22 protein-coding genes are annotated in these 22,399 nt (G+C 33.5%); 4 read left to right on the forward strand and 18 right to left on the reverse strand.

What is annotated here, in order from left to right:
* Positions 1-22: 22 nt before the first annotated feature.
* The 6 genes from JVU85_RS07585 to fdaB all read right to left on the reverse strand — a co-directional run bounded on the left by JVU85_RS07585 (position 23) and on the right by fdaB (position 6,545).
* Entirely contained in the window at positions 23-280 is a 258-nt protein-coding gene (locus JVU85_RS07585; protein ID WP_002510328.1) for a type B 50S ribosomal protein L31, read from the reverse strand.
* A 166-nt stretch (positions 281-446) separates the two neighbouring features.
* Positions 447-1,763, reverse strand: a complete 1,317-nt coding sequence (gene rho, locus JVU85_RS07590; protein ID WP_002510329.1) for a transcription termination factor Rho — start codon at positions 1,761-1,763, stop codon at positions 447-449.
* A 267-nt stretch (positions 1,764-2,030) separates the two neighbouring features.
* Positions 2,031-3,464: an aldehyde dehydrogenase family protein gene (locus tag JVU85_RS07595; protein ID WP_002510330.1), complete on the reverse strand. Its 1,434-nt coding sequence runs from the start codon at positions 3,462-3,464 to the stop codon at positions 2,031-2,033.
* A 255-nt stretch (positions 3,465-3,719) separates the two neighbouring features.
* The gene (locus JVU85_RS07600) at positions 3,720-4,046 is read right to left on the reverse strand and encodes a winged helix-turn-helix transcriptional regulator (protein ID WP_002510331.1); all 327 of its coding nucleotides are present in this window, start codon (positions 4,044-4,046) and stop codon (positions 3,720-3,722) included.
* Positions 4,047-4,118: 72 nt separating this feature from the next.
* Positions 4,119-5,378: a UDP-N-acetylglucosamine 1-carboxyvinyltransferase gene (locus JVU85_RS07605; RefSeq protein ID WP_002510332.1), complete on the reverse strand. Its 1,260-nt coding sequence runs from the start codon at positions 5,376-5,378 to the stop codon at positions 4,119-4,121.
* 306 nt (positions 5,379-5,684) lie between these two features.
* Positions 5,685-6,545 carry a class IIb fructose-bisphosphate aldolase FdaB gene (gene fdaB, locus JVU85_RS07610; RefSeq protein ID WP_112369274.1) on the reverse strand — a complete coding sequence of 287 codons (861 nt, stop codon included), beginning with the start codon at positions 6,543-6,545 and terminating at the stop codon, positions 5,685-5,687.
* A gap of 210 nt (positions 6,546-6,755) precedes the next feature.
* On the opposite strand from fdaB, the gene JVU85_RS07615 reads away from it, so the two are divergent.
* Positions 6,756-7,289, forward strand: a complete 534-nt coding sequence (locus JVU85_RS07615; RefSeq protein ID WP_107377897.1) for a DUF2529 family protein — start codon at positions 6,756-6,758, stop codon at positions 7,287-7,289.
* 415 nt (positions 7,290-7,704) lie between these two features.
* Here the strand turns inward: JVU85_RS07615 and JVU85_RS07620 are convergent, their stop codons facing one another.
* The 3 genes from JVU85_RS07620 to JVU85_RS07630 all read right to left on the reverse strand — a co-directional run bounded on the left by JVU85_RS07620 (position 7,705) and on the right by JVU85_RS07630 (position 11,126).
* Positions 7,705-9,312: a CTP synthase gene (locus JVU85_RS07620; protein WP_002510335.1), complete on the reverse strand. Its 1,608-nt coding sequence runs from the start codon at positions 9,310-9,312 to the stop codon at positions 7,705-7,707.
* A gap of 320 nt (positions 9,313-9,632) precedes the next feature.
* Complete coding sequence (gene rpoE / locus JVU85_RS07625; RefSeq protein WP_002510336.1) at positions 9,633-10,157, reverse strand: DNA-directed RNA polymerase subunit delta; 525 nt, start codon at positions 10,155-10,157, stop codon at positions 9,633-9,635.
* 108 nt (positions 10,158-10,265) lie between these two features.
* Positions 10,266-11,126, reverse strand: coding sequence for a GNAT family N-acetyltransferase (locus JVU85_RS07630; RefSeq protein WP_002510337.1), 861 nt, complete (start codon positions 11,124-11,126; stop codon positions 10,266-10,268).
* A gap of 435 nt (positions 11,127-11,561) precedes the next feature.
* Between JVU85_RS07630 and coaW the strand changes: the two genes are divergently transcribed.
* Positions 11,562-12,359, forward strand: coding sequence for a type II pantothenate kinase (gene coaW, locus JVU85_RS07635; protein ID WP_021459004.1), 798 nt, complete (start codon positions 11,562-11,564; stop codon positions 12,357-12,359).
* Positions 12,360-12,421: 62 nt separating this feature from the next.
* Here coaW and JVU85_RS07640 read toward each other — a convergent pair whose 3' ends face one another.
* The 3 genes from JVU85_RS07640 to JVU85_RS07650 all read right to left on the reverse strand — a co-directional run bounded on the left by JVU85_RS07640 (position 12,422) and on the right by JVU85_RS07650 (position 15,564).
* Entirely contained in the window at positions 12,422-13,087 is a 666-nt protein-coding gene (locus JVU85_RS07640) for a DUF2750 domain-containing protein (protein ID WP_021459005.1), read from the reverse strand.
* A 102-nt stretch (positions 13,088-13,189) separates the two neighbouring features.
* Positions 13,190-14,383 carry an L-aspartate--L-methionine ligase LdmS gene (ldmS, locus tag JVU85_RS07645; protein ID WP_204172259.1) on the reverse strand — a complete coding sequence of 398 codons (1,194 nt, stop codon included), beginning with the start codon at positions 14,381-14,383 and terminating at the stop codon, positions 13,190-13,192.
* Complete coding sequence (locus JVU85_RS07650; RefSeq protein WP_002510342.1) at positions 14,380-15,564, reverse strand: M20 family metallopeptidase; 1,185 nt, start codon at positions 15,562-15,564, stop codon at positions 14,380-14,382. Before JVU85_RS07650 ends, ldmS begins: the two co-directional genes overlap by 4 nt.
* Before the next feature lie 225 nt (positions 15,565-15,789).
* Here JVU85_RS07650 and JVU85_RS07655 point away from each other — a divergent pair, with 225 nt between their 5' ends.
* Positions 15,790-16,254 (forward strand): S-ribosylhomocysteine lyase, encoded by a 465-nt coding sequence (locus tag JVU85_RS07655; protein WP_002510371.1) that lies wholly within the window; start codon positions 15,790-15,792, stop codon positions 16,252-16,254.
* Positions 16,255-16,397: 143 nt separating this feature from the next.
* Here JVU85_RS07655 and deoB read toward each other — a convergent pair whose 3' ends face one another.
* The 3 genes from deoB to deoC form a co-directional block, all read right to left on the reverse strand.
* Complete coding sequence (deoB, locus tag JVU85_RS07660; protein WP_002510370.1) at positions 16,398-17,585, reverse strand: phosphopentomutase; 1,188 nt, start codon at positions 17,583-17,585, stop codon at positions 16,398-16,400.
* Positions 17,586-17,596: 11 nt separating this feature from the next.
* Complete coding sequence (locus JVU85_RS07665; protein WP_107373943.1) at positions 17,597-18,898, reverse strand: pyrimidine-nucleoside phosphorylase; 1,302 nt, start codon at positions 18,896-18,898, stop codon at positions 17,597-17,599.
* A gap of 78 nt (positions 18,899-18,976) precedes the next feature.
* On the reverse strand, positions 18,977-19,639 hold the full coding sequence (deoC, locus tag JVU85_RS07670; RefSeq protein WP_103388810.1) for a deoxyribose-phosphate aldolase: 663 nt from the start codon (positions 19,637-19,639) through the stop codon (positions 18,977-18,979).
* Positions 19,640-19,881: 242 nt separating this feature from the next.
* Between deoC and deoD the strand changes: the two genes are divergently transcribed.
* Positions 19,882-20,592 (forward strand): purine-nucleoside phosphorylase, encoded by a 711-nt coding sequence (gene deoD / locus JVU85_RS07675; RefSeq protein WP_002510366.1) that lies wholly within the window; start codon positions 19,882-19,884, stop codon positions 20,590-20,592.
* Between the two features lie 93 nt (positions 20,593-20,685).
* Here deoD and JVU85_RS07680 read toward each other — a convergent pair whose 3' ends face one another.
* From JVU85_RS07680 to JVU85_RS07690, 3 genes are all read right to left on the reverse strand, one after another.
* Positions 20,686-21,132, reverse strand: a complete 447-nt coding sequence (locus tag JVU85_RS07680; protein ID WP_002510365.1) for a Dps family protein — start codon at positions 21,130-21,132, stop codon at positions 20,686-20,688.
* 170 nt (positions 21,133-21,302) lie between these two features.
* Complete coding sequence (locus JVU85_RS07685) at positions 21,303-21,686, reverse strand: thiol-disulfide oxidoreductase DCC family protein (RefSeq protein WP_002510364.1); 384 nt, start codon at positions 21,684-21,686, stop codon at positions 21,303-21,305.
* A 225-nt stretch (positions 21,687-21,911) separates the two neighbouring features.
* Positions 21,912-22,399: DDE-type integrase/transposase/recombinase (locus JVU85_RS07690; RefSeq protein ID WP_204172260.1), on the reverse strand; the 488-nt coding region annotated here is incomplete at its 5' end.

Consider the following 22,399-nt stretch of genomic DNA (forward strand, 5'->3'; position numbering starts at 1 on the left):
GGATGCGTTATAACAACTACTATTAGCTGTTGCTTGATTTGTAACCGAATTTCTTGTTGAAACGTTCCACACGTCCATCCGCAGCAGCGAATTTTTGACGTCCTGTGTAGAATGGATGTGAATCAGAAGATACATCTAAACGAATAACTGGATATTCGTTACCGTCTTCCCATTCCATAGTTTCTGATGATGTTTTTGTTGAACCACTTAAGAATTTAAAATCTGTAGTAGTATCTAAAAAGATAACTTTGTGGTATTCAGGATGAATATTTTGTCTCATTTTTTTCAGCTCCTTTGCCCTGAACCATCTGGAACAGAGTTATTTGTGAGTTTTTTACCCAATACTAAACAATTATAATTGCTATTATTGAAAAACACAACCCTTTATCTAAAGTTTCATAAAAGTTGTATCGATAACCATATATAGCATGTGCTTAATCAAACAATTAAATGATAGGTTTACCTGTCTTTGTGCTTTCTTCTGCTGCTTTTTGTAGTTGTAAGAAAAAGGTATGGTTATCATCAGTGCGTTTTAATTTACGAATAAAACGTTCTGTAAAATCAAGGGAATCAGTAAACATATTTCTCAATTGCCATAATGATTCTAATTCTTTTGGTGAAATTAACAATTCTTCTTTTCTTGTAGAACTACGACCAATGTCAATTGCTGGGAAGACTCTTCGTTCAGCTAATTTACGATCTAAATGTAATTCCATATTACCAGTACCTTTAAACTCTTCGTATATCATATCGTCCATACGAGAACCTGTATCAACGAGTGCGGTAGCAAGTATTGTTAAACTACCACCCGCTTCAATATTACGTGCTGCACCAAAGAAAGCTTTCGGTTTGTGAAGTGAAGCTGGATCTAAACCACCTGACAAAGTACGGCCACTAGGTGGAATAACTAAGTTGTACGCACGCGCTAAACGTGTAATGGAATCCATTAAAATAATGACATCTTTACCAATTTCAACTAAACGTTTGGCACGCTCTAATAGAAGTTCTGCTACTTTCACATGGTGTTGAGGCGGTTCATCAAAAGTTGAATGTACAACTTCTGCTGACTCAACAGAACGTTCAATATCAGTAACTTCTTCCGGACGTTCTCCAACTAACAAAATAAACAATTCTGCATCAGGTTTATTCGTTGCTATAGCATTGGCTATTTCTTTTAATAGTGAAGTTTTACCGGCTTTTGGTGGCGCAACAATAAGTCCACGTTGGCCTAAACCAATTGGAGTTATTAAATCCATTACTCTAGTTGAATAACGATTTTTAGTAGTTTCTAATAAAATACGTTCCTCTGGATAAAGTGGTGTGAGAGCTTGGAAATGAGGTCTTTTTTTAACTTCTTCAGCGTTTTCATCATTAACAAAGTCAACTTGTAACAAACCATAATATTTTTCATTGTCTTTTGGTTTTCTTACTTTTCCAGTAACCTTGTCTCCACGTTTAATTTCAAAACGTCGAATTTGACTGGCTGAAATATATACATCTTTTTCGCCTTTTGAATAGTTAACAGTTCTCAAGAAGCCATAACCATCTTGTTGAATATCATCAAGGATACCTTCCATATAGTAATTTCCATCTTTTTCCATTTGTGCTTCCATAATAGCTAACACAAGTTCTTTTTTATTTAATTTACTATAGTTGGTAAGCTTTAATGTTTTTGCTTTTTGAGTGAGTTCTTTAGTAGTGTAATTCTTATATAGTTCGTGGAATGATTCGTACTGTGGAGATGTACGTGCTTTTTCAGGCATTATCTTGCACCCATTTCATAAAAAAGTTTATTTAAATAGCCTATTTTTGTCGCTATTCATTGTATAACTATAGCAAATTTTCTTTTTAATTACAAAATCTATTTCAGTAATTAAAAATATGCAAAAAAAGAGCGAGTAAGAAATCAAAGTGCATATTTGATTCCTTAGCATCGCTCTCTAGTAACTTAAAACTTGATCATATATAGTCAAATCAATAAACAATATAAGCCATAGTTAATCATTAAAGTTTTATTTTATAGTGATATTTTAGCCCTCTTGATAATAGCCAGCAATAGATTTAACTTCTAAGAATTCTTCAATACCAAAGTCTCCCCATTCGCGACCAATACCTGATTGTTTATAACCACCAAATGGTAAGTCTGGTTTACGACCTGCTTCATTTATTTCAATAGTACCTGCTTCAACTGAACGTGCGACTTTACGCAAGTTATCTAAGTTTTCACCATATACATATCCAGCTAAACCGTATTTTGTATCATTTGCAATAGCTATTGCTTCATCTAAGTCATTGTATGTGATGACAGACATCACTGGACCAAAAATTTCTTCTTGTGCAATTGTCATTTGGTTATCGACATTGTTAAATATTGTTGGTCTTGCAAAATAACCTTTGTCTAATCCTTCTGGTTTTCCTGGACCACCATATAATAACTCTGCACCCTCTTCAATACCTTTATCAATATAGGATTGAACTTGATCAAATTGTTTTTTACTAATTATTGGACCTACTTGAGTTTCACTATCTGTCGGATCACCAACTTTAATGTTAGCCATCTCTTCTTTTACTGCAGTAAGAAAATCTGCTTTAATACTTTCTGGCACGAGTGTTCTAGTACCTGCCGTACAAACTTGGCCTGTATTATTAACTACTTTCATTACCGCTGCACGTGCCGCTTCTTGAATATTTACATCATCTAATATAATGTAAGGTGATTTACCACCTAATTCTAATGATACTTTTTTAAAGTCTTTAGCGGCTTTTTCCATAATTTTAGCTCCTGTTGGTCCAGAACCAGTAAAGGACATCATTCTAACACTTGGATGCTCACTTAATGGGTTACCTACACCTGAACCATCACCATTAACTAAATTGAATACGCCTTTAGGAACGCCAACTTTATCAAATATTTCTGCCAAAATTATAGCAGCAAAAGGCGTTTCTTCTGAAGGTTTTAGTACTACTGTACTACCTGCTGCAAATGCGGCAGCAAGTTTTAATGAAGTTTGGTTTGTCGGGAAGTTCCATGGTGTAATAAGGCCTGCTACACCAATCGCTTCCTTAACAACTAAATTATTGCCTCGACGTTCTTCAAACTCAAACGTATCAAGTGCATCTCGAGCTGCTACGAAATGATCTAAGCCCATTTGATAATGTACATTTTCAGCAACTTTTGTTGGAGCACCTAATTCGTCGCGAATAGCTGCTACTAAATCTTCTTTTCTATTTTCATATTCTGTTACAATTTTATCTAATAAATTTCTACGTTCTTCGATTGAGCTATTTCTGAATTGAACATATACATTTTCCGCTGCTTGCACTGCTTTATCTACGTCTGCTTTATTACCTTTAGCAATAGTACCCATTACTTCTTCGGTAGCAGGATTAATCACTTCAATATTTTCACCGCTTGCACTATCAATCCATTCACCATTGATATATTGTTTAGTGTAATTTCTCATTATAAGCTCACTCCTTAATTCATTCTACCCACATTGTAACTAACATGACTGATATTTAAACAAATATGCTCATTCTGACCTAAGCTATAGTCTCAATCGTCATTTCGTGTATACATAAATCAGTATTAACACCCCGGCAAAGATGACTAGTATTGAAAAAAGCTTGGTTTGAAGCGCATTTTCAATCCAGTCAGCTACTGCCCATAAAAAAAGACTAGGACGAATCAATATTGTCCCAGCCTCGTTCATATTATTTTATTTCTGTTGTTCTAGTTCAATGTATTCTTGTGCCCACTTTTCCATTGGCACTAAAGCTTGTGATAATGCATAACCTTTATCTGTTAATTCATATATGATGTTCATCGGGCTTGTAGAAATCACTTTCTTTTCTACTAATCCCCATTCGCTTAAATCAGTCAACTTTATACTCAGTGCTCTAGGTGTAATAGTTTTTAAGTCACGTTTCATATCGGAAAAATGCGCTGATTGTTCTGAACATCTAGATAAATAATTTATGATAAGTCCATTCCAACTTCTTCCGACAATTTTAAAAGTTTCTTCAAGATACGGACATACCTCCATCATTTTCACCTCTAATCAGCTTTCGATTTTTACTCTTGATCTCTATCAAGTATATTTATTATACCACATTTTTTATATTTCTTCAGTCCAAATATCTGCACCTAATGCAGAAAGTGTTTTCACTATATTCGTATAACCTCTATAAATATGTTTCACATTATATATTGTAGTTACACCTTCTGCTAATAATCCTGCAACTATTAAGCATGCTCCCGCTCTCAAGTCACTTGCATAAACTTCAGCACCTTTTAATTGGGATGGTTTAATAGTAGCTGTACCATCTGCAGAATGAATATTAGCACCCATTTTTTGTAATTCTTCAACGTGTCTGAAACGTGCAGGATAAATAGTTTCTGTGACGAATGATACACCTTCAGTTAAAAATAGTAGCGGGGTAATAGGTTGTTGTAAATCAGTTGCAAACCCTGGGTAAACTATAGTTTTAATATCTACACTTTTATAAGGTGTATTTCGTTTTATCGACACACTATCGTCATCCACTTGGATATCTACACCTAATTCTTTCATTTTAACAGCTAAAGGTTCTATATGCGTTGGAATAATATTATTTAATTTAATATCATCACCGCAAGCTGCTGCAATACACATATATGTACCGGCTTCAATACGATCTGGTATCACTTGATGATTTGAACCATGTAACTTTGAAACACCATTAATTTTAATTGTACTTGTACCAGCACCTTTAATATCCGCACCTAAACTTGATAAAAATGCAGCTACGTCCACGACTTCAGGTTCTTTTGCAGCATTTTCGATAATTGTTTGCCCTTCTGCTCGAACAGCAGCCAACATAATATTAATAGTTGCTCCAACACTTACAATATCTAAAAAGATATTTGCTCCTACTAATTTGTCTGCAACGAGTTTCATAGATGTGTCACTTGATTCATCAATTTCTGCACCTAGAGCTTTAAAGCCTTTTATATGTTGATCAATCGGTCTTGGTCCTAATGGGCATCCACCTGGTAATCCAATAACACATTTATTAAAACGACCCAACATTGCGCCCATCATATAATAAGACGCTCGTAATGATTCTACCTTATTGTTGGGTAAAGGAGCATTCTCTATTGATTTTGGATCAACATTTAAAGTTGAGCCTTCTAATGTAGTATTTATATTTAAATCGCCTAACAAACTTACTAACGTATTAACATCTGAAATTTCTGGTAAACCACTAATAGTCACATCATCCTCTGCAAGAATTGCAGCTGGGATAATTGCCACTGCACTATTTTTCGCGCCATGATTATTTACCGTTCCACTTAGTGTTTGACCACCTCTAATTTTTATCACTTCTTGAGCCATTCGCATGTTCTCCTTTGCCTATCAATGAAAAATTCTGATTTTACACAATATGTGCATTATAAATTAATTTGATGCCCAATGCAAAAAACATCAATTAAAAACCTTAACAATTCGATGTCACTATATTTCATATTAGTTACAATTCCCGTACATCTTTAGTTTCAACCATTTAATTATTACATTTTTTATTAATTTAATATGTTTTACAAAAAACAAATAAATATATCACTAATGCGAGTATATTATAACATAAAAAAACAACTATTATACAGATGTATAATAGTTGTTTGCTAGAAAATATACTAATTATTTAGCTTGGTTAGAAGTACCAAATTCTCTAATTTTACCTTTAACTGTTTCTTTAATTGCTTCACGAGCTGGTCCTAAGTATTTACGAGGATCATAAACTTCTTGATCTTTGTTTAATACTTCACGAACAGCTTTTGCTGAAGCAATTTGGTTTTCTGTATTTACATTGATTTTAGCCGTACCGTATGGAATAGCTTTTTGGATGTCTTTTGTTGGGATACCAGTACCACCATGTAGTACTAACGGTAAGCCTGTAGATGCTCCAATTTCTTCCATTTCTTTAAATCCTAATTTAGGTTCACCTTTATATGGTCCGTGTACAGAACCTAATGCAGGAGCTAAAGTATCGATACCAGTTCTTTCAACTAGTTCTTGACACTCTTTAGGATCAGCGTAAATCACGCCTTCAGCTACAACGTCATCTTCCTGTCCACCTACTGTACCTAATTCAGCTTCAACTGAAACGCCATTAGCATGAGCGTATTCAACGACTTTAGAAGTGATTTCTATATTTTCTTCGAATGGTGAGTGAGAAGCATCGATCATTACAGATGTGAAACCAGCATCAATCGCTTCTTTACATTTTTCGAAACTTGAACCGTGGTCTAAATGAATAGCTACAGGGATTGTAATTTCGAAATCATGTAGTAAACCTTCTACCATTTTAACTACTGTGTAGAAACCACCCATATATCGAGCAGCACCCTCAGATACTCCTAAGATTACTGGTGCATTTTCTTCTTGAGAAGCTTGTAAAATAGCTTGAGTAAATTCTAAGTTATTTAAGTTGTATTGACCAACTGCATAACCATTTTCTTTTGCGTCAATTAACATTTCTTTCATTGAAACTAAAGGCATGAAAGTTCCTCCTTGAGTGCATTAAGCACGTATTTTTACAATCTAATTATAGCAGAGTTTATTAACTTATGCATTCTTCCAATGAATTGTAAGCGTTTTTATTTAAAAAATTGTTAATTTTACTATAATTATTCCTTAAATTTACCATTTATTGCATTCCAAACATGAATTAATTACAATGAAATGGAAATCAGAACGGAGGAGAATTACATGTCTAAAATATTAAATACACAAATTACTGGTATATTTAATCGTTTAGAAGACCAATCATTAGATATCCAAATGGCTGCACAATGTTTGATACAAGCAGTTGGCGGTGAAGGCACAGTCTATGTTAAGGGTTATGATGATTTGAAATTTTATGAATCCTTTATAACTAACAGTAATGAAAAACTAAAATCTAGCGACTTATTATCCTCGATCACTATGACAGAAGCGCTTGATTCAACCGATAGAGTCTTCTTATTCGCTCCTTTTTATACAGATGAAGTAGCGCAAGATGTGCATACACTTATCAACTTAGATATTGATTTTGTTCTAATTTGTAACAAACCGAAAACTGAGGATTTTCCGGATCATTTATTCCATTTTGTTAATTTACAGACACCACGACCAATCGTCTATACTGAAGATTATGATAAAATCATCACACCTCATCCAATGGCTTTTAACTACATTTATTATGAGATTTATACGCAAATGATTGAAATGACGAGAGATTTAGAACTCAACATCAACGATTAATAAATCGCTTTATGGCTGCACTGATTTATTACATTTAGTGGTGTCCAAATCAAATTTAAGAAAAGTCCGAGACATAAATAGCTATAATAAAAAATAAACGCCAATTTCTATTAAGCAGATATAGAAATTGACGTTTTCTTTATTTTTAAATGTCTTTAATACAAAACCAAGTTCTTGTTTTACCCCTATTTATATCCTCAGTCGAGCACGCATGGGTGTTCAGTATGTGTAAGAGACTACAGGCTCGAACCATACCCCAGGCAAGTATGCACGGTCAATTTCATAAACTTTTAAATATAAGGATGACTAGCATTGAAAAAGCTTGGTTTGAAGCCCATTTTCAATACAGTCAGCTACTGCCAATATGAAAAGAGAGTAGGACGAATCAATATTGTCCCAGCCTCTTCTTATAAGTTTATTGTTGTTGATGTTTTAATGACGCTTCAATAAATGCTCTAAAGATTTGTTGAGGACGATTAGGACGAGATAAAAATTCTGGGTGGAACTGACAAGCCACAAAGAAATCATTTTCTGGTATTTCTACCATTTCGACTAATCTACCATCTGGACTTGTACCTGAAAATACCATTCCATGTTCTTCAAGTTGTGCTCTATATTCGTTATTAAATTCATAACGATGACGATGTCTTTCTTCAATATCTGTCTCATTATAAATTTGATGTGCAAGCGTACCTTCTTGAATATGACAAGGATATAAACCTAATCTCAATGTACCTCCTAGATCTTCAATATCTTTCTGTTCTGGTAATAAATCGATAATAGGATGTGGCGTATTTGGGTCTAATTCAGCAGAATGAGCCCCTTCTAAACCTAAGACATTTCTCGCAAATTCAACTGTAGCTAATTGCATACCTAGACAGATACCAAAGTAAGGAACGTTGTTTTCACGCGCATATTGAATCGCTGCAATTTTACCTTCACTTGCTCTGAAACCAAAGCCACCTGGAACTAAAATGCCATCAACTTCTCCTAAGTAATCTGCTACATTGTCAGTTGTAACTTCGCTTGAATCAATCCACTTCACATTGATATCTTTTTTGAACGGGTAACCCGCATGTTTTAATGATTCTACTACTGACAGATAAGCATCTTGTAAGCTGACATATTTACCAACTAAGCCAATTGTTATTGTCCCATCCAAACTGTTAACAGTGTCTAATAAAAACTGCCACTCATCTAATTGAGTATCATATTTTGGTGTCAATTCTAGACGATTTATAACAATATCATCCATCTCTTGTTGACTTAATTGTAACGGAATTTCATATAGTGAATCAGCATCACGACATTCAATAACACTTTCTTTTTGAATATCACAGAATAATGCAATTTTATCTTTTAAGTCTTGTGTTAACTCATACTCAGTACGAACTACAATCAAATCAGGTTGAATACCTAGTCCTCGCAGCTCTTTCACACTATGTTGTGTTGGTTTTGTTTTCATTTCTCCAGCTGCTTTAATATATGGTAATAAAGTACAATGTACATACATTACATTTTCTCTACCTAGATCACTACGAATTTGTCTGATTGCTTCAATGAATGGTAATGATTCAATATCACCAGTTGTCCCACCTATTTCGGTAATTACAACATCGGCATTCGTACTCTCTCCTGCTAATAATAAACGTTCTTTAATTTCATTAGTAATGTGAGGAATGACTTGGACAGTCCCACCAAGATAATCACCTCTACGTTCTTTTTTCAAAACGTGAGAGTAAACTTTTCCTGCCGTCACATTTGAATACTTGTTCAAATTAATATCAATAAAACGTTCATAATGCCCTAAATCCAAATCAGTCTCTGCACCATCATCTGTTACAAACACTTCACCATGTTGATATGGACTCATCGTACCTGGGTCTACGTTTAAGTATGGGTCAAATTTTTGAATTGTTACTTTCAATCCTCTGTCTTTTAGTAATCTACCTAATGAGGCTGCAGTGATTCCTTTACCTAATGAAGAAACTACGCCACCAGTTACAAAAATAAATTTTGTCATTTCATGTCCTCCTATTATTCAAACAATATTAAAAGTATTGCAATTGATAATCCTAATATTTACTACGTATAAGGGGTGATACATTGAAATAGGAAATGTCATAATCAACCATTTTACTGCATTTTTGAACTACAATAAACATTATTACTATTATTTTACATCTCAATGATTTTAAAGTTTTAACAAAATAAAAAAAGCTCCCTCTCACATAACTGTAAGGGGGAGCGTATAGTTTATACACGTCGTCCTATTTAAAGGAGCCCGAATAAAATTTTATCATTTTCACAGGAAAAGTCAATTAAATCTGACAGAATAAATTTTTATTCTTCTTCATCGTCAAATTCGTCTTGTTCTTCTTCTTCATCGTCTAGGTCTTCATCATCTTCATCAATAACAATTTCAGATTCATCTATTTCTTCGTCTACTTCTTCATCTTCAGGATCAGCTAATTCATCACTTGTATCTTCAGTAGGTACAGTTTCTTCTTCTGTTTCATCCTCGCCTAATAATTTCAAGTTTTTGTCTTCTTCATCTTCATCATCTAAAATATCAAACTTCTGAATCGTTGGTGCAATTTTCTCTTCGATGTCATCAACAGAATACCAATCACGTAAGCCCCATACATTTTCCCCAACATTCAAAAAGCGACCGTCAGTATTTAAATCTGTATAGAATTGTACAATTCTATCTTCGACTTCTTGATCTTCATAATGGCCTAATTCTTTAAACTCATCAATAATATCATATAAATTCATTGTATCTGCCTTTTCGTTTAATAACGTATAGGCCATGTCTATAAATGATTTCTCATCAACCATTTCTTTAGTATAATCTTGTATTCTCATAGCTCATAAACTTCCTTTCACAGGCTTTATCTATAAAGTTCTCTTTTTACTCAACTAATAGTAACAAAACTCAACTATAAATGACAAGTATTGATTTCGCAATCTAAACTAGTAATTGATATATTTTTCAAAAATACTAAAATCATCGCCAGATTCTACTTCAACAAAATTACTATTTAAGCATAATGTATCCAGTTCATTTCGTTCACCATATAGAGTAATAGTTATTACATTTACACCTTCAAAATATTTTCTCACAAACGTCGACAATTGTCTTAATGCACTCTGAGCGATGCCACTTGAACGTTGTGCTTGGTCTACTTCAATTGAAGTAATATTTAATCGTTCTTCATGTTGCTCTACACCTATAAAACCAACTTTTTGTCCATCTTTCAACAAATCAATCATGTGTATACCATATTTTACATCATCCTGATTCAATTTTAACATTAAAGATGAAACATATTTAGAATCTAAATCTAAATAGTAGAGTCGCTCTTTCCCTATTGGTCCTTCTTCTTTAGTAGCAGTATGCATAAATCCTGCACGTTCATATACATTCCATGCCCCTTTATTTTCTGCGTCAACTACTAAATAGAGATGATTAAATTCAGGGAACAAATATTGAACATATTGTGGTAAAAACATCATAATTTTTGTTCCATAACCATTGCCTTGATATTTTTCATTAATCGACAATGACCTAACATAAACCACTTTTTTAGGGGTATCGTACCCTTCATGTTGATAGTATTGATGTAAGACAAAAAAACCTATGACTTTATTTTGTTCATTAAGTACGATATTCGCAATTCTGTCCTCATCTTTTATCGCATCATCTAACACTGTTTTAGGTAAAGACGAATAAATTTGTTGTCTTTCACTTAATTCAAAATCATAAAGCTTTGTTCTATATTGTTCTTCAAATGGTTGAACTGTAATATTTTTAAATTGTTTTTTAATAACCATAAATAATCCCCTGCTTAATTTATTTCATGATATTTAAATACCACAAATATCAAATAGATAATCCATATATCTTAATCTTTTGCTCAATAACAGTTATATACGTAATTCAAAAACCAAATGAATGACCTACTGTATTTTCATATGTCCGCGCATTGCTTTCAAAACGTTTATTACAGCACCATAAAGTTTATTACTTGTACTTCATTTTTGTTAAATAGTAGTTAGTTCCTCTACCTCATCGAAAACTAACATAACTTCAGCATGCTCCAACGTTTCCCGAATCATACTTTGATAAAACTCTACAGTCCGGCAGACATTTTACCGTAAATAACCTTAACTACTATATTTTGTAAGCACCTTTGATTTTGATATTTTATTTTCCTTCATTTTATTATAATATAATGTATAATGTAAATTTTTTGAGGTGAGCAATAAATGAAAATCGGCATTGATGCTGGGGGAACGTTGATAAAAATTGTTATTGATGAACAAGGCAACAGAACTTATAAAACTAAATTAACTTCTGAAATTGATGATGTTATTCACTGGTTAAATAATATAGACTGTACGGATATCAGCCTTACCGGAGGACATGCAGCAACTATAAAAGATCGTTTAAAAACTTCATCGCGTATTTTTGTAGAATTTGATGCTGCTGCTCAAGGTTTAAAAATTCTGTTAAATGAACAAGGTCATTTTTTAGATGACTACATCTTTACGAATGTAGGTACAGGTACATCATTGCACTATTATAATGGTGAAAGTCAGCAACGTGTTGGTGGCATTGGCGCAGGTGGCGGCATGATTCAAGGTTTGGGCTATTTACTGACTCAAATACAAGATTATGAAACATTAACAAACACTGCACAAAATGGAAATCGTGACATCATCGATTTAAAAGTAAAGCATATTTATCAAGATAGTACGCCTCCTATACCGGGTGATTTAACAGCTGCAAATTTCGGTAACGTACTTCATAATTTAAATGATAACTTTACTGATGCAGATAAACTTGCTTCTGTCATGGGTGTGGTTGGTGAAGTTGTAACTACTATGGCAATTACTGTAGCTAGGGAACATAATACTGACAATGTAGTCTTTATTGGCTCATCATTTTATAATAATAACTTACTCCAAAAAGTAGTTGAGGACTATACCATTTTAAGAGGATTTAAACCTTTTTATGTTGAAAACGGTGCCTTTTCCGGTGCGCTAGGTACACTTAATTTATAACAATTCAAAAAGACGAAATTTTGTTGTCATAACAAAATTTCGTCTTTTAAGTTAAAGTTTATTTAAAATGTTATTTTATCTATAAGTTTTTGTGCTGACACAACCGTTCCAATAACGCCCGGTTTTAAATCAACGGCAACAGCTTTGTCATCGTCTCTTAACTCATCTAGCCATTCCGCAAAAACTTCACCTTCAACTTCAATAATATCACATTCTTCAAAATCTTCATCTCTCACGCGTTCTGCACGTTCACGACTACTCCATACAGGCATGATATTAGGTTTTTCATGTTCATCATCACTAATTAAAATAAATTCCTTTTTATTTTTGGATGTTAAACCGTACACCTCATCTGTAGCAACCACTGCATTATTAAATTCTTTTAATCTAATATTGTCTAGATCACTCATTAATTCATTAGTACTATTAATAATATTTACAAGTTCTCCATCGTTAGTACTTGTAGGATTAATTAATACTTCGTCGCCTTCTTTAAAAACGTTATCCAATTCGTACGTAACAAATTTATCAATATCTAAAGCTTTAATTTCATCATAATCAATATCCTCTTTAGATAGAAACGTTTCTGCTTTATCTTTTTGCGTCCACATACAAATTGTATTTTTACCTAATACCTCATGCTTGAATGCTTTCTTATTTTTAGTCGCAACATAGAACACTTCAGTTATCAAGATATCTTGATAAAATGTATACGTTTTATATGACACTACGTACACCTCATTTCATTTTTGTTTATAATTAAAATATATCTAAGACAACAAATATAGTCAATGTACGAATTTAATTTCTCTAACAATACACGCTATAAATTAAGTTGATACTTCCTTTAAAAACAAGGATTCTAAGCTTTCTACCTCTTCTTTACTTGAAGCATGCCATATACATCCGAATCGTGAATTAACCGCTTCATGTTCAAACCAATCACCATCGTAATATGACAACGGGAATAATACACCTTGTTTTACATATTTTAAAATTGTCTGGTAAAACTTCGCATTATCTTTACTTGCAACATAACTATAAAATTTATGATAACCTTTATTTAATGATGGTTCTAATAGTAACATACTAGTTGAACCATTTTGTCTAAAATTTAAATCAATAGCGTATACGTCTCCAAATTTATCAACAAGTAAATCAAATCCTGCTATACCAAAAAAACCTTGTGCTACACCATTCTTCATAATTTCCTCACCAGCTTTAATTACATGTGATGGTACATTGTTGACATTTTGATTACCATGATAAAAGCCATAATCATTTGTAATTTGTTCAGCTGCTCCAATGTATTGCACTCCAGTGTTGTGTGAATAAGCAAATTGGACACAGTAGTTAGCTACTGCTTCTATTTTTTGTTCAATAATAAGTTGCTTAGTAGCTGACTTTGCATCTCGTATTCGTTGTATAGCTTTGCTTAAGTCGGTATCGTTATAGCAAATCATGACTCCATAACCACCTGCTGTCGGTAAATCATCACCTGGTTTTATAACAAAAGGGAATTGCCATGCTTGAACACGTTCCTCACATGCTTCAAATGCAACCACTTCACGTTGTGGTAAATATTTATCATTTGTCCACTTTGGAATTTTAGCTTTATTATTTAATGCAACAAAAATATCTTTATCTAAGGCATAAGCTTCTTTAGATAATAATGATGGATCATGAATATACTGAAAGTAAATAGTTTTTTGTTGTTCCTTCACTAAGTTTTTTAATAACATTTCATACGATGATTTATCACTAAATGTATAAACATTTTGAGGTAACGATTTCCCAATTTCTGCAAAAAGTTGTTCTAACTTATCTGTTACACTTGCCTTGTGAACAATTACTGGCATGTTATCAGCAATAATCAATTCTCTTCCCGTTAAAAAATTAGATTGATGTTCTTCTGGATCTAACCATGGATTGGATATATATGAAGGTCTAGATGTATATACTGTATTACTCGCATAAAGATCGCTAAGCATTAACTTAGTCTGTAGCGAACTTCTATTTGTCATTTCGTATGCCCCTTTACATATTGAAATTGTTCTACAATTTCTTCGAATAATTGCTCATTTATAATTAAATCTAATCCCATTAAAGCGATAATTTTACTACCACGCAACAAAGCTTGGTCTCCATGAGTGCTAGCTGCTGCTTCACGAAAACGATGTGTATGTCCAACTAAGTTTCTAGAACCTATTTTAATATGAGGGTGTATCGTCGGTACTATATGGCTAACATTGCCAGTATCAGTCGAACCATAACCAAAATCATCATCGATAACTTCTTCTTCCATTTCAATAGCATACTTGGCAAATAAATCATCTAATTTTGGGGTTTTTATAAATTCATTAACACCATTTTGAATAGGGCCAAACTCATAATCACAACCAGTTTGAAGTGCCGCGCCTTTGGCTATTTGTCCAACACGTTCTGTTAACTGATCTAAAGCTTTACGTGTTGTCGCACGTGTATAAAATCTAGCATGTGTATAATCCGGAATAATATTGGCCGCTTTGCCCCCATCTAAAATTACCCCATGTACACGTTCACTTTTTTTAATATGTTGTCTAAGTTGTGCTACACCGTTAAAATATGAAATCATTGCATCTAAAGCGTTACGCGCTTCATCTGCATTTTCTGAAGCATGTGTACTTTTACCATAAAATTTAATATCTAAAACATCTACAGCTAATGTATTAATCGTCTTATAGGTTTCGTTTCCGGGGTGCACCATGAGTGCCACATCTAACTCATCAATGATACCTTCTTTCACATACGAAGCTTTAGCACTACCATTGACACCACCTTCTTCAGCTGGACACCCTAAAACAATTACCGTTCCACCAATTTGATCTATTACTTTAGATAACGCAACACCTGCTAATGTACTAGCTGTGCCAATAATATTATGACCACATGCGTGTCCTAATCCTGGCAAAGCATCATATTCTGCAAGAAAACCTATTGTAGGTCCCGGTTTAGTAGATTCATATCTAGCGATGAATCCAGTAGCATGACCTGCAAGATCCGTTTCAATATCAAAACCTTCTTTTTTTAAGTGCTCAATTAATGTACGTGACGCGAATATTTCCTCGTTACCTAGCTCCGGGCGTTGATGTATTTGATGACTCATTTCAATATAATGCCGCTTATTGTTTTCTATATAGTCTAATATTGTTTGTTTATATTCCATACTATCTCTACCCTGCTTTCTTAAGTAATAATTCTATTTAATAATTTTTCCATAGTTAAAATTGCTCGCAATTATTTTGCATAATGAAAATCTAGTCTAATTATTACTCATTCTATCGGGTTTAACTATTTTTGTCATTAATTTTCTAACTATTTACTGAAAATTGTAATTGCCATGCGTGCTTGTTACAATAAATTATATGTATAAATTTAGGAGGGTTTTTTAATGCCAAAAATGAACGTAGAAAGCTTTAATTTAGACCACACTAAAGTTGTGGCACCGTATATCCGTTTAGCCGGGAAAATGGAAGGCCAAAACGGTGATGTTATCCATAAATACGATATTCGCTTCAAGCAACCAAACAAAGAACATATGGACATGCCAGGATTACATTCATTAGAGCATTTAATGGCAGAAAATATCCGCAATCATTCTGACAAAGTTGTAGATGTCAGTCCAATGGGTTGTCAAACCGGATTTTATGCTTCATTTATTAATCATGATAACTATGAAGATGTGTTAAATATTGTTGAAAAAACTTTAAATGATGTGTTAAGTGCTACCGAGGTTCCTGCGTGTAACGAAGTTCAATGTGGTTGGGCTGCAAGTCATTCACTTGAAGGTGCCAAAACAATTGCACAAACCTTCTTAAATGAACGTCATCAATGGCATAATATTTATAGTAATTAACAAAAAAGCGTAAGCCATAAACATTATGGCTTACGCTTTTTTATATTTTTAAATAGTATAAGAATTGAACTAATCTAGCTATTGTAGCTCATAGTACCAGCCTAACTCATATATGGCGAGATCGGCTGTTTCCTACTATACGATTATTTTTCAATGCCCATTTCTGCTAAATAACTGCTGCCATATTTTGGCAGTTGTACATCAAAATTATCAGCAATTGTAGCACCTATCGAACTGAACGTATCATCTTGTCTCAATTCATAGTATTTATTGATTTTAGGGCTAAACATTAGCACTGGTATATATTCTCGAGTATGATCAGTACCATCAGCAGTCGGGTCATTACCGTGGTCTGCTGTAATTATGACCAAATCATCCTCTTGTAAAACATCAATTAATTCTGGTAAACGCTCATCAAAATCTTTGATTGCTTGTGCATATCCTGGTTTATCACGTCTGTGACCATATAGCGCATCAAAATCAACTAAGTTTAAAAAGCTAATACCACTAAAATCTTCTTTAGCTGTGTCAATCAATTTGTCCATGCCATCCATATTACTTTTTGTTCTAACAGCTTTTGTTACACCTTCACCGTCATAAATATCATTTATTTTGCCTAACGCAATTACGTCATAGTCAGCATCTTTTAGTTCATTCATTACTGTACGACCAAATGGCTTCAACGCGTAATCATGTCTATTAGCAGTACGTGTAAATTGTCCTGGTTCACCTACATAAGGTCGAGCAATAATTCGCCCAATCAAATATTTAGGGTCCTTAGTTAATTCTCGTACTTTCTCACAAATATCATAGAGTTCTTCTAAAGGAATAATATCTTCATGTGCCGCAATTTGTAACACTGGGTCTGCGGAGGTATATACGATCAAATCGCCTGTTTGCATTTGATGCTCTCCCCACTCATCAATAATTTGAGTTCCAGAGGCAGGACGATTTGCTACAACTTTTCGTCCAGTTAGTGCTTCAATTTCTTGCACAAGCTCATCAGGAAAGCCGTCCGGGTATACTTTAAATGGTTGCATAATATTTAGGCCCATAATTTCCCAATGACCTGTCATCGTATCTTTACCAACTGATGCTTCACTCAACTTAGTAAAAAATGCTTGTGGTTGTTCCACTTTATCGATTACAGGTAAAGCATCAATATTCCCTAAGCCTAATTTTTGCAAATTAGGTAAATCTTGTGAAAACCCTTCTAATGTGTGCTTTAATGTATGACTTCCTTCGTCATTAAAAGCTTTTGCATCTGGACCTTCACCTATTCCTACAGAATCCATAACTATTAAATGAATACGTTTAAATGGTGTAGTCATAATTTCCACTCCTATTCTGTAATAACTTTGTGTACTAATGTTGGTGCCGAACCGTTGTCGCTAATTGAAATACTAGCACGTAACTTTTCTATTACATCATCAACTTGTTCTCTATTGGCGTGAATTGTTAATAAAGACTCACCTTGAGCAACTCTATCTCCAACTTTTTTATTTAAGACGATACCTACGCTTAAATCAATGGAATCTTCTTTCGTTTGTCTACCTGCACCAAGTAACATTGAGGCCACGCCTATTTCATTAGCAATAATTTCAGTAACCACACCGTCAGTTTCAGCTGGCAACTCAATTTGATAAGTTGCTTGTGGTAAACGGTTAACATCGTCTACGACTGAGCTATCACCATCTTGATTTTCTAAAAATTGCTTGAATCTTTCCAAAGCTGAACCATTGTTAATCGCTTCTTTTAACAAAGCACGAGCTTCTTCTAAATCTTTTGCTTTACCACCTAAAACTACCATTTGTGAACCTAAAGTTAGAACGAGTTCTGTTAAATCTTTTGGTCCTTTGCCTTGTAATGTTTCGATTGCTTCTTTAACTTCAAGTGCATTTCCGATCGCATTTCCTAGTGGTTGGCCCATATCAGAAATAATTGCCATCGTTTTACGCCCTACATTATTACCGATACGCACCATAGCATGTGCTAATGCTTCTGCTTCTTCTATAGTTTTCATAAACGCGCCATTACCAGTTTTTACATCTAGTACAATTGCATCTGCACCTGCAGCAATTTTCTTGCTCATTATAGAAGATGCGATTAATGGAATTGAGTTTACTGTGCCTGTTACATCACGTAGACCGTATAATTTTTTATCTGCAGGTGTTAAATTTCCACTTTGTCCAATGACAGCTACTTTTGATTCGTTGACTAGTTTAGTAAATTTGTCCTCAGTAATTTCCACATGAAAGCCCTCTACTGATTCTAATTTGTCAATTGTACCTCCAGTATGTCCAAGTCCTCTACCACTCATTTTCGCAACAGGAACACCAACAGATGCTACTAATGGAGCTAAAACCAATGTTGTAGTATCGCCGACGCCCCCTGTAGAATGTTTATCGACTTTAATTCCCTCAATATTTGATAAGTCGATAACATCTCCAGAATTAACCATGGCCATAGTAAGTGCCGCACGTTCATCATCATTCATATCTTGAAAATAAACAGCCATCGCTAAACTAGACGCTTGATAATCAGGAATATCTCCCTTTGTATACCCATCAATAAAAAATTGTATTTCTTCTGTTGTTAATACTTTGCCATCTCTTTTTTTCTCAATTACATCTACCATTCTCATTTGTGTAGCCTCCCTTTATGACTATGTACAATTACATAGTTTCTCCAAAACACAAATCCCTAATTTTTGCTATTTTACTTAATAATCTGAGTCGCTTTCTAAACCTTGAATAATTTGTACGCCTGCACTTGCTCCAATACGTGTAGCTCCTGCTTCTAACATATTATTAAAATCTTCTAAATTACGTACGCCACCAGAAGCTTTTACTTCTAATGCATCTCCAACCGTTTGTTTCATCAATTGTACATCTTCAACTGTTGCTCCACCGCCGGCAAATCCAGTTGATGTTTTCACAAAGTCAGCACCCGCTGCTTTACTTAATTCACAAGCTTTAACTTTTTCTTCGTCAGTTAATAAACATGTTTCAATAATTACTTTTACAGTTTTACCATTAGCTGCGCCTACAACACCTTCGATATCTTTTTGAACTTCTTCAAAGCGTTGATCTTTCAATGCCCCAATATTAATTACCATATCAATTTCAGATGCACCATGTGCAATAGCATTTTCTGTTTCAAAAACTTTTGTTTCTGTAGTTGATGCACCTAATGGGAATCCAATAACAGTACATACTAACACTTCAGTATTTACTAATTGCTCAGCAGCGTATTTTACATGAGTTGGATTAATACATACAGATTTAAATCCGTATTGTTTAGCCTCATCTAAAATAGTATCAACTTGTGCTCTCGTAGAGTCCGGTTTTAATAATGTGTGATCGATAAATTTTGCATAATTCATAATTTAGTCCTCCTAATGTGTTTATTAAAATGTACATGGTCAAAGTAAAAACTAAAAGTAATAACGCCATAATACTTTTCCTACTCGTTATTGCACTTCCCTTTATACAACTTTTTATGTACACTTTTAATATCTCGCTTCATATGAAATGATTAGCTCATCTATTATTTTACAAAAAAAAGCAAAATTAATAAACATATGTTATCTTTAAATAACTAATGAATTAAAAGGAGAAGATAAAAATGACACAAGGGACAGCTCATATTCAACCAAATGGAAAGAAAATTGCTAAAACAGTACTTATGCCAGGCGACCCACTTCGTGCAAAATATATCGCTGAAAACTTTTTAGAAAATGTAGAACAGTTTAATGAAGTAAGAAATATGTTTGGCTATACAGGAACATATAAAGGAAAAGAAGTTTCTGTTATGGGTTCAGGTATGGGAATTCCAAGCATTGGGATTTACTCTTATGAACTTTATAATTTCTTTGATGTTGATACAATTATTCGTATTGGGTCATGTGGTGCATTACAGGACAATGTTAACCTTTATGACATTATTATTGCTCAAGGCGCTTCTACTAACTCAGATTATGTAGATCAATACAATTTACCAGGTCATTTTGCACCACTTGCTGATTTTGATTTAGTTGCAAAAGCTAAAGCTCAAGCAGATAACTTAGGCGCGGTGACACACGTTGGTAATATTCTTTCTTCTGATACATTCTACAACGCTGACGAAACGTTTAATGCTAGATGGCAACGTATGGGAATTTTAGGAATTGAAATGGAATCTGCGGCACTTTATCTTAATGCAACACATGCCAATAAAAAAGCTTTAGGTATATTTACTGTAAGTGATCATATTTTACGTAATGAAGCAACTACACCTGAAGAAAGACAAAATTCATTCACGCAAATGATGGAAGTAGCATTAGAAATCGCTGACTAATTTAAAATACAGACTTTATTTATAGAATTTTAAAATATAAAAAAAGCTGGGACATCATATTTTGATGTCCCAGCTTTTTATTAATCAATTTTATTATTGTCCAAGATAAGATTTTAACATCCAATTATGTTTTTCTATATTTGTTTGCATACCGATAAACATATCTTCTGTCACATCGTCTTCAGCATCAGATGCTACTTCAATCGCTTCTTCTAATTGTTTAGATACATTTGTAAAATCTTTAGATAACTCAGAAACCATTTGTTCTGCAGTATAGCCTTTACCTGCTTCGTCGATAATTGACATCTCTAGACTTTCTTTCAACGTACCCACTGGATTTCCTCCGACAGCTAAAATACGTTCTGCTAAATCATCTACATATTGACTAGCTTCGTCATATAATTCCTCAAATTTAGTGTGTAGTGAGAAAAAGTTTGGTCCTTTAACATACCAATGGAAATTGTGTAACTTAGTAAAAGCTACTGTCCAGTTTGCAACTTGTTTATTTAATACATTAATTACATTTTCATTATTAGTCATTTAAATTCTCTCCTTCTTATGTCGTTATTCTCTTGATTACATTTATTATTATATAATAATTATTCTAATCTGTAAACTGTTTTCCAATAATAATTTAGAATTATTCTAATTTACTAATGATTACGTGGAGTTTCTACATTTCCTACTTTTACGACTGACAAATTTATACTTTAGTCAATAAAGAACGATTGTTCATAGGCATTAGGCTGATGCCAATGCGTTTTCCACATATTATTTCTATTCTCTGCAAAAAAATTATAACCAATATTACTAATAAAATTAGGCGTAACTTTTAACAAAGCCCCTAACCATTTAAATTTCGTTAATGAAAAAATTAACGTAGCTATTGCTTCCGATTTAAATTGTAGTTGTTCGCCATTTTGTAATATTACACTATCGAAGCGGTTTGCTTCTGGAAAAGTTTGTCTTAATTGGTCACCTGCTGTACTTTTTAGTTTGGCAAATTGATAACGCCGTGATAAGCCATTTTGAATGAGCCATATTGCAAAATTATAACAATAAACACAACCGCCATCATAATAAACTATAGGCATTTAAACACACCTCTTTCGAACATGATACTTTTATTATACCTTTTTTCATACTTTTTCAATCATGGTACAATAATTAAAATTCAAGTAAACAATGTGCTAAGCAACATCGTTTTTTAAATTAATAGCCTTTATTGTATAAATTACAACACGATATCTTATAACAAAAAAACTGGGACATTATGGCGCTGAACCCTTAGAATGAGAACTTAATAAAAACACTATGTTCTAGGCTGCTAATTCCCTATATTTTCTAGGGGATAAGTAGCCTAGTTTTTGTTGAATTCGATTATTATTATAGTTTTTAATGTAATTTTCGACAATATCTATTACAATTTGGTTAGAGCTATTGAGCTCATTGTTTATGTAGAAAGTTTCACACTTTAGCGAGGAATGGAAACTTTCTATCGGGGCGTTATCAGCTGGTGTTCCCTTTCGGGACATACTTCTGATAATGACTTTTTCTTCGCATAATTGATAGTAAGCATAGGATGTATAAACACTGCCTTGGTCACTATGTAGTATGCAATTCTCAGGTATATCTATTTGATTCAATGTATCATTTACTAAGCTTTGCCCCTGTTTGTTATCTATATTATACGCCACAATTTCTCCTTTATAAACAAACATAATTGAAGATAAATACAACATATATTTACCGAAAGGTAAATAAGTAATATCAGTAGATAATACTACAATTGTATGGTTATCTATAA

This window comes from Staphylococcus sp. GDY8P72P (genome assembly GCF_016890655.1).
Classification (GTDB): Bacteria; Bacillota; Bacilli; order Staphylococcales; family Staphylococcaceae; genus Staphylococcus; species Staphylococcus arlettae.

Bases quoted from the DNA above. Each gene is read 5' to 3' on its own strand.
- JVU85_RS07655 (WP_002510371.1), top strand. From the start codon at position 15,790: ATGCCAAAAATGAACGTAGAAAGCTTTAATTTAGACCACACTAAAGTT.
- deoC (WP_103388810.1), bottom strand. From the start codon at position 19,639: ATGAATTATGCAAAATTTATCGATCACACATTATTAAAACCGGACTCT.
- JVU85_RS07680 (WP_002510365.1), bottom strand. From the start codon at position 21,132: ATGACTAATAATGAAAATGTAATTAATGTATTAAATAAACAAGTTGCA.
- JVU85_RS07630 (WP_002510337.1), bottom strand. From the start codon at position 11,126: ATGGTTATTAAAAAACAATTTAAAAATATTACAGTTCAACCATTTGAA.
- fdaB (WP_112369274.1), bottom strand. From the start codon at position 6,545: ATGCCTTTAGTTTCAATGAAAGAAATGTTAATTGACGCAAAAGAAAAT.
- JVU85_RS07615 (WP_107377897.1), top strand. From the start codon at position 6,756: ATGTCTAAAATATTAAATACACAAATTACTGGTATATTTAATCGTTTA.
- coaW (WP_021459004.1), top strand. From the start codon at position 11,562: ATGAAAATCGGCATTGATGCTGGGGGAACGTTGATAAAAATTGTTATT.
- JVU85_RS07685 (WP_002510364.1), bottom strand. From the start codon at position 21,686: ATGCCTATAGTTTATTATGATGGCGGTTGTGTTTATTGTTATAATTTT.
- JVU85_RS07665 (WP_107373943.1), bottom strand. From the start codon at position 18,898: ATGAGAATGGTAGATGTAATTGAGAAAAAAAGAGATGGCAAAGTATTA.
- JVU85_RS07600 (WP_002510331.1), bottom strand. From the start codon at position 4,046: ATGGAGGTATGTCCGTATCTTGAAGAAACTTTTAAAATTGTCGGAAGA.
- JVU85_RS07620 (WP_002510335.1), bottom strand. From the start codon at position 9,312: ATGACAAAATTTATTTTTGTAACTGGTGGCGTAGTTTCTTCATTAGGT.
- deoB (WP_002510370.1), bottom strand. From the start codon at position 17,585: ATGACTACACCATTTAAACGTATTCATTTAATAGTTATGGATTCTGTA.
- ldmS (WP_204172259.1), bottom strand. From the start codon at position 14,383: ATGACAAATAGAAGTTCGCTACAGACTAAGTTAATGCTTAGCGATCTT.
- JVU85_RS07605 (WP_002510332.1), bottom strand. From the start codon at position 5,378: ATGGCTCAAGAAGTGATAAAAATTAGAGGTGGTCAAACACTAAGTGGA.
- JVU85_RS07585 (WP_002510328.1), bottom strand. From the start codon at position 280: ATGAGACAAAATATTCATCCTGAATACCACAAAGTTATCTTTTTAGAT.
- rho (WP_002510329.1), bottom strand. From the start codon at position 1,763: ATGCCTGAAAAAGCACGTACATCTCCACAGTACGAATCATTCCACGAA.
- JVU85_RS07595 (WP_002510330.1), bottom strand. From the start codon at position 3,464: ATGAGAAATTACACTAAACAATATATCAATGGTGAATGGATTGATAGT.
- rpoE (WP_002510336.1), bottom strand. From the start codon at position 10,157: ATGAGAATACAAGATTATACTAAAGAAATGGTTGATGAGAAATCATTT.
- deoD (WP_002510366.1), top strand. From the start codon at position 19,882: ATGACACAAGGGACAGCTCATATTCAACCAAATGGAAAGAAAATTGCT.
- JVU85_RS07650 (WP_002510342.1), bottom strand. From the start codon at position 15,564: ATGGAATATAAACAAACAATATTAGACTATATAGAAAACAATAAGCGG.